The organism is Falsiroseomonas sp. RANM36 (genome assembly GCF_056682175.1).
In genome coordinates this window covers 231,410-235,693 of record NZ_JBWXTD010000003.1, presented here as the reverse complement: position 1 = coordinate 235,693, position 4,284 = coordinate 231,410, and the positions used below count along the sequence as shown (strand labels likewise).

5 protein-coding genes are annotated in these 4,284 nt (G+C 72.8%); 1 reads left to right on the top strand and 4 read right to left on the bottom strand.

All coding sequences use genetic code 11. From position 1 onward, the window contains the following. Positions 1–77: 77 nt before the first annotated feature. The 4 genes from AC1MIR_RS05925 to hemF all read right to left on the bottom strand — a co-directional run bounded on the left by AC1MIR_RS05925 (position 78) and on the right by hemF (position 3,408). On the bottom strand, positions 78–746 hold the full coding sequence (locus tag AC1MIR_RS05925) for a tyrosine-protein phosphatase (RefSeq protein ID WP_480027262.1): 669 nt from the start codon (positions 744–746) through the stop codon (positions 78–80). Positions 747–821: 75 nt separating this feature from the next. Continuing rightward, positions 822–1,796: a Bug family tripartite tricarboxylate transporter substrate binding protein gene (locus AC1MIR_RS05920; RefSeq protein ID WP_480027261.1), complete on the bottom strand. Its 975-nt coding sequence runs from the start codon at positions 1,794–1,796 to the stop codon at positions 822–824. Positions 1,797–1,904: 108 nt separating this feature from the next. Next, complete coding sequence (locus tag AC1MIR_RS05915; RefSeq protein WP_480027260.1) at positions 1,905–2,417, bottom strand: hypothetical protein; 513 nt, start codon at positions 2,415–2,417, stop codon at positions 1,905–1,907. A gap of 100 nt (positions 2,418–2,517) precedes the next feature. After that, on the bottom strand, positions 2,518–3,408 hold the full coding sequence (gene hemF / locus AC1MIR_RS05910) for an oxygen-dependent coproporphyrinogen oxidase (protein WP_480027259.1): 891 nt from the start codon (positions 3,406–3,408) through the stop codon (positions 2,518–2,520). A 303-nt stretch (positions 3,409–3,711) separates the two neighbouring features. Here hemF and petA point away from each other — a divergent pair, with 303 nt between their 5' ends. Next, positions 3,712–4,257: a ubiquinol-cytochrome c reductase iron-sulfur subunit gene (petA, locus tag AC1MIR_RS05905; protein ID WP_480027258.1), complete on the top strand. Its 546-nt coding sequence runs from the start codon at positions 3,712–3,714 to the stop codon at positions 4,255–4,257. Positions 4,258–4,284: the final 27 nt, after the last annotated feature.

The window sequence follows — 4,284 nt, the reverse complement described above, 5'->3', positions numbered from 1 at the left end:
GGGCCCCCGGGGCGCCCGGACCTCGCCGCGGCCGCGGCGCGGCCCCGCGGGGGGGCGGGCGGCGGCGCGGGCGCGCTTCACTCCCGGCGCAGCAGCCCGTCCACCAGCCGGTCCGCCCAGGGCTTGCTGGTGAAGGCGGCGCGGAGAGCGGCCTCGTCATAGTCCTCGCGCAGCCAGTCCAGGAACGGCTTGGCGCCATGCCGGGCCTGGAAGTCGGCATAGGCGTGGAAGAAGGCGTCCAGGATGCCGGTGCGGCTGGCCGCGACATGGCCGAAGCGCCAGTGCAGCTGGTCGAGCGCCGCGTCCACCGGCCGTCCCTGCAGCAGCAGCCAGATGCCGGCGACCAGCCCTGTGCGGTCGGCGCCCGACTTGCAATGGATCAGCACCGGCTCGGGCAGGCGGGAGAACAGCGCGGCGAGGCGCAGGATGCGGTCCTTGTGCGGCGCGCCGCGGCTTTCGAAGGGCGCATCCGCATGGATCAGGCCGAGCTCCCCCGCGCGCGCCCGCCCCAGCGCGTCAGACCCGCAATCCTGCCGGTGGCCGCGCAGGTTGATGACGCTGCGCAGCCCGTGCCGGCGCTGCGCCTGGGCAAGCTGCCAGGGCAGCGGATGGTTGGATCGGTAGAGGCGCCCCGGCTCCACCACGGCCCAGTTGCGCCAGGACAGGCGCAGCAGCGCATGGTCCACAAGCAGGCTGTTGAGCCAGGCGCCGCGGCGGCCTGACCGTGTCGAAAGGTCGGAAGGCACGCCGCCGATATGGCCGGGCCTGCCGCCGAAGGCCAGATGCCCCTCCCCCGCGGATGCGGGAGAGGGGGCGCGACGCTATTCCACCCGCGCGCCGCTGACGCGCACGGCTTCCTGCCAGAGCGGGCGATCGGTGTTCGCGCGCTCGGTCATGGCGTCCGGCGAGGACCAGATCGCCAGCGCGCCGGCGCGCAGCACGCGGGCCTTGAAGGCCTCGTCCGTCGCCACCTGGCGCAGCGCGTTGCCCATCCGGTCGATGATCGCGCGCGGCGTGCCGGCGGGGGCGACGAAGCCCTGCCAGGAGGTCAGCACCATGTTCGGCACGCCGGCCTCCGCCATGGTCGGCACGTCCGGCACCGTCGGGAAGCGCTCGGCGCTTGTCACGGCGAGGGCGCGCATCCGCCCCTCCTGGATCACCGGGACGTAGCTCGCCAGGTTGTCGAGCGCGAAGTCGAGATCGCCCGAAAGCATCGCCGGGATGGTCTGCGCGGCGCCCCTGAAGGGCACATGCGTCGCCTCGATGCCGTTGCGCGCCGCGAACAGCGCGCCCGAGAGATGCGGCGTGGTGCCGACGCCGGGCGATCCGTAGGAGATGCCGCCGCGCTTGGCCTTCGCCCAGGCGATGAACTCGGCCAGCGTCTTCGACGCGTTGTGCTGCGCCGCCACCACCGCGACATTCGGCAGGTCCCAGGCGATCGCGATGGGCTGCAGGTCCTTCGCCGGATCATAGGGCAGGCGGGCATAGAGGAAGGGGTTGATGCAGAGATGCCCGACCGAGGCGATGCTGAACACCGACCCGTCCGGCGTGGACTTGGCGAGCGCGTCGAGGCCGATATTGCCGCCGGCGCCGCTGCGGTTCTCGATCACCACATTGGTGCCGAGGATGGGGCCGAGGCGCTCGGCATAGAGCCGCACCAGCACGTCGGTGGAGCCGCCGGCCGGCCAGGGCACGATCATCCGGACATTGGCCCCCGGCCATTGCGGCTGGCCGAGCGCGGGGGCGGCGAGCGGCGTGGCCAGCGCGGTGGCCAGCAGGCTGCGGCGTGCGATCATTGGACGTCTCCCAGTGATTGACCCGGGTTCGGTCGCACGGGCGGCGCCGCAAGGCAAGCTTGCGGGCATCGCGCGCGCCTGCCCGGCATGGCTGCCGAGCGAGCCGCCTCAGCCGTCGCGGCGCGCCTGGGCGGTCTTGTTCTCCTGGCTGACGGAGCCGACGCGGCCGGGGTTGATCCCGCCGCGGCCCTTGCCGCTCGGCTTGGCGCGCATGCCCTTGGCGGCGGCGAAGCCGCCTTGCGGATGCGCCGCGCGCGTGGCCTGCTTGCGCGCCAGCGCCGCCTTCAGCGCGGCACGGTGCGCGGCGCGCTCCCGGTCCTGCTCGATCTCCGCGAAGCGGGCGTTCACGCGCTTCAGCGCGGCGGCATAGACCTGCTTGCGGCGCGTGGCCTTCCCGGCCTCGGCGGTGGCGGCGGCGCGCGCATCGCCCTTGCCGCGCTTGGCGCGCTTGCCCTCGCGGATCAGGTCGCGGGCCTTGGCGTGCTGCTCGCGCAGCCGCGTCGCCAGGCTGCGCAGCTCCTCGCCCGAGAGCTTGCCGAGGGCGGGATAGTGGCTGGGCTCGATCAGCGCGTAGGCGTCGTGGCCGAGCAGGGCGCGTTCCTCGCGCTGGGTGGTCGCCATGGGTCCGGTTCCTCCTTACGGCCAGTTAGGTGCCGCGCGCGTGCCGAGTCCAGGGAGGCCGGTCCCAGGCCTGGGCGCGGCGTGCCGCGGTGCCCCTGCGTCAGGGCCAGCCGGTCTCCGGCGGCAGCGACATCAGGATCGCCTCGACATTGCCGCCGGTCTTCAGCCCGAAGATGGTGCCGCGGTCGTAGAGCAGGTTGAACTCCACGTAGCGCCCACGCCGCACCAGCTGGTGCGCGCGTTCCTCCGCTGTCCAGGGCTCGTGCATCCGCTTGCGGATGATGGCCGGGTAGGACTGGAGAAAAGCCTCGCCGACATCGCGGGTGAAGGCGAAGTCGGCCTCGATCCCCTTGCCCGGCGTGCGGTCGCCGAGCCAGTCGTAGAAGATGCCGCCGAGGCCGCGCGGCTCGTTGCGGTGCGGCAGGAAGAAATATTCGTCGCACCACTGCTTGAAGCGCGGATAGTAGGTGTCGTCGTGCCGGTCGCAGGCGGCCTTGAAGGCGGCGTGGAAATCGGCCGCGTCCTCCTGCGAGTGCGGCGCCCCGTGGTCCATCGGCGTGATGTCGCCGCCGCCGCCGAACCACGCCTTGGTCGTGACGATGAAGCGCGTGTTCATGTGCGCGGCGGGCACGCGGGGGCTGCGCATATGCGCCACCAGGGAGACGCCGGTGGCCAGGAAGCGCGGATCGGCCTCCGCACCCGGGATCTGCTTGCGGAACTCGGGGCTGAACTCGCCGAAGACGGTGGAGACGTTGACGCCCACCTTCTCGAAGACGCGGCCCTTCATGACGGACATGACACCGCCGCCCCCCTCCGGCCGGTCCCAGGCCGTGCGGACGAAGCGCCCCGGGGGCAGCGCCGCGTGCGGGCCGGACGAGAGCGAATCCTCGCAGGCCTCGAAGGCGGCGCAGAGGCGGTCCCGCAGCTGCTCGAACCAGGCGCGGGCACGCGGGAGAAGGGGATGCTCGATCGGTGCCGGGCTTTCGACCATGCGGGGCTGCTTCCTCAGGCGGCACGACCGTTGCGCCGCGCCGCGCAAGATTGGCAGCCCCGTGCCGGGCTGGCGACCCCCGCGCGCCTTGCGTCGTTTTCACGGCCCGGGCCGGATGGACAGGCCCGAAGACGGGCCTTTATATGCGCCGCAACGTTGCCGGGTCTCGGGCCGGGCCGAGTGTGTCCGCTTGCCTTCGCCAGGGCGGGCGCCGCCGCCCGGGCCGGCGGGGACGAATTTCACGTGCCGCACGTCGCCCCCCAGGCGGCGCCTCGCGGAAGGGGAAGAAAGATGGCCGATGCGATGGCGCCCCACGCGGCGTCCGACGGGGAGGCGGGAGACACCCGCCGCGACTTCCTGAAGCTCACCACGGGCGCCTTCGCCGCAGTCGGCGTGGGCGCGATCGCCTGGCCCTTCATCAGCTCGATGAACCCGGCGCGGGACGTGCTGGCGCTGGCGAGTACCGAGGTGGACCTCTCCCCGATCGCGGTCGGCCAGGCCGTGACCGTCGTGTGGCGCGGCAAGCCGGTCTTCGTGCGCAGCCGCACCGAGGAAGAGATCAAGGCGGCACGCGAGGTTCCGCTCTCCCAGCTGCGCGACCCGCAGGCCGACCAGCGGCGGGTGATCCGCGATCCCTGGCTGGTGGTGGTCGGCATCTGCACGCATCTCGGCTGCGTGCCGCTCGGCCAGAAGCCGACCGACCCGAGGGGCGACTATGGCGGCTGGTTCTGCCCCTGCCATGGCAGCCACTACGACACCTCGGGACGCATCCGCCTCGGTCCTGCGCCGGCGAACCTTGCGGTTCCCGAGTACAGCTTCACCTCCGACAGTCAGATCCGCATCGGCTGAGGCCGGGTCGGCGCGCGGGATGGTCCG